This window comes from Stutzerimonas stutzeri, assembly GCF_024448935.1.
In the GTDB taxonomy this organism is placed as follows: Bacteria; Pseudomonadota; Gammaproteobacteria; order Pseudomonadales; family Pseudomonadaceae; genus Stutzerimonas; species Stutzerimonas stutzeri_AO.
This window is the reverse complement of the sequence record NZ_JAMOIE010000199.1, coordinates 1-2,152: the sequence shown is the minus strand read 5'-3', so window position 1 is coordinate 2,152 and position 2,152 is coordinate 1. Positions and strand designations below refer to the sequence as shown.

2 protein-coding genes are annotated in these 2,152 nt (G+C 58.6%); both read left to right on the top strand.

Annotation, left to right across the window (positions count from 1 at the left end; translation table 11 throughout):
- The first annotated feature begins 94 nt into the window (after positions 1 to 94).
- Entirely contained in the window at positions 95 to 634 is a 540-nt protein-coding gene (locus NA637_RS24765) for a TRAP transporter small permease (RefSeq protein ID WP_256075206.1), read from the top strand.
- Between the two features lie 15 nt (positions 635 to 649).
- Positions 650 to 1,957, top strand: a complete 1,308-nt coding sequence (locus tag NA637_RS24760; protein WP_256075204.1) for a TRAP transporter large permease — start codon at positions 650 to 652, stop codon at positions 1,955 to 1,957.
- Positions 1,958 to 2,152: the final 195 nt, after the last annotated feature.

Sequence of the window (2,152 nt, the reverse complement as noted above, 5' to 3'; positions counted from 1 at the left end):
GGACCAGAAGGGCAGCCTGCGACGGGCTGTCCTCGCGTCTTCGCTCGCAGCCCTACAATAACAACAGCCCCCTGAGGGGTGAGGAGGTTGCACCATGTATGCCATCGGTCGGTTTCTGTCGAAGATCACCAATGTGATCTCCATCATCGGCGGCCTTGCCATTGCCCTGATGATGTTCCATATCACCTTCGATGTGGTGGGTCGTTACTTCTTCAACAAGCCCATTCCGGGCACCATCACCATCGTTTCCTACTACTACATGTCCATTGCGGCCTTTATCCCGCTGGCGTTTGCCGAGCAGAAGGAAGCCCACATCTCCGTTGAGGTGATCACCGAGCACATGCCGGCGTGGCTGCGCCATAACCTGGAACGCTTCGCCATGCTGTGTTCGCTGGTGGTGTTTGGCTTCCTGGCGGTCCGTACCTTTGGCGAAGCCCAGAAGAAGTTCTCCATGGGCGCTTCCATCGTCCAGGGCAACTCGGACATTTCCATCTGGATCACCTATTACCTGCTGCCGCTGGGCTGCGCCCTGATGGTACTGGTGGTGCTGTACAAGCTGATCAACAGCTTCCTGCCGGGCGAGAGTGGCCTGGACACGAAGCGCGCCAAAGCCGACGAACTCGACCCGGACTGACGAGAGATAATAATAATGAGTGACATACAGATTGGCCTCATCGGTCTTGGCCTGATTATCTTCCTGATCGCGCTGCGCATCCCCATCGGTGTCGCCCTGATCGGGGTGTCCTTCGGTGGCCTGTGGTACCTGATGGGCTTCAATGTGGCCTGGGGTTCCATCGGCATCATTCCCTACCAATTTGCCGCCAACTGGGTACTCAGTTCGGTGCCCATGTTCCTGCTGCTGGGTTTTATCTGTTATCACACCCAACTGACCCAGGGCATGTTCCGGGCAGCGCGAATGTGGCTGTCCGGTATACCCGGCGGCCTGGCCATTGCGGCGGTGTTCGGCTCCGCCGGGTTTGCGGCGGTCTCCGGCTCGTCGGTGGCCTGTTCGGCGGCCATGGGCCGGATTGCCGTCCCGGAGATGGTGAAGTACCGCTACAACCCGGAACTGGCGACGGGTACCGTGGCAGTGGCCGGCACCATCGGTGCCCTGATCCCGCCCTCCATCATCATGATCCTGTACGGAATCATCGCCCAGGAGTCCATCACCGGACTGTTCCTGGGGGGTATTTCCGCCGGTATCATCACCGCGGTTGGCTATGTCACGGTAATTCTGGTGCGGGTGAAGCTGAACCCGGACCTGGCGCCGGACACCAACGAGCATATTCCGTTCTCCGACAAGGTATGGGCACTGAAGGACACCTGGCCAGTCATCCTGATCATGATCGGTATCTTCGGCGGTCTGTTCGGGGGCGTATTCACGCCCACAGAAGCCGGTGCCGTGGGGGCCTTCCTGTCGCTGGTGGTGGCGGCGATCAAACGCAGCCTGACCTGGGTCCGCTTCCGGGACGCCATCCTTGAAACCCTGCTGACCACCAGTGCGCTGATCATCATCGCCGTGGGGGCCAGCCTGCTGACCCGGTTCCTGGCTCTGTCCGGGGCTGGTGACTTTCTGTCGGAGTGGATCATCGGCCTGGACGCGGGCGTGGTGATTGTCCTGCTGGCCATTGTGCTGATCTATGTGCTGCTGGGCATGTTCCTGGAGCCCATCGGCGCCATGCTGCTGACCCTGCCTATCGTGTTGCCGATCATCGACAACCTGGGCCTGAGCCTGCTGTGGTTCGGTGTGGTACTGACCAAGCTGCTGGAGATCGGCATGATCACACCGCCGATAGGTATGAACGTGTTCGTGATCAAGAGCGTGGTGGGCAAGCTGGTGAGTACCACGCAGGTGTTCCGCGGGATCTTCTGGTTCCTCATCATGGATTTCTTCGTACTGTTCCTGCTGATGGCCTTCCCGGATATCATTCTGTTCCTGCCGGGGATAGGCAAGTAGCTTAGCTAGTGCCCATCCAGAAACTAACAACCATCTGATTTTCAAGTGATATTTAGGGGAAGGGTAAAAGATCCTCTTGGCTCTGGTATGTTTAAGTGCGAACAAAAAACATCAGACAACCAGGAGGATCCAGCATGCGAAAGACAGCAGGTGCAAGCACCCGCTCCATCAGCGTGTCCGGCTCCGCGTTCATTC

Coding starts and splice junctions, on each gene's coding strand:
- NA637_RS24765 (WP_256075206.1), top strand. CDS start 95: ATGTATGCCATCGGTCGGTTTCTGTCGAAGATCACCAATGTGATCTCC.
- NA637_RS24760 (WP_256075204.1), top strand. CDS start 650: ATGAGTGACATACAGATTGGCCTCATCGGTCTTGGCCTGATTATCTTC.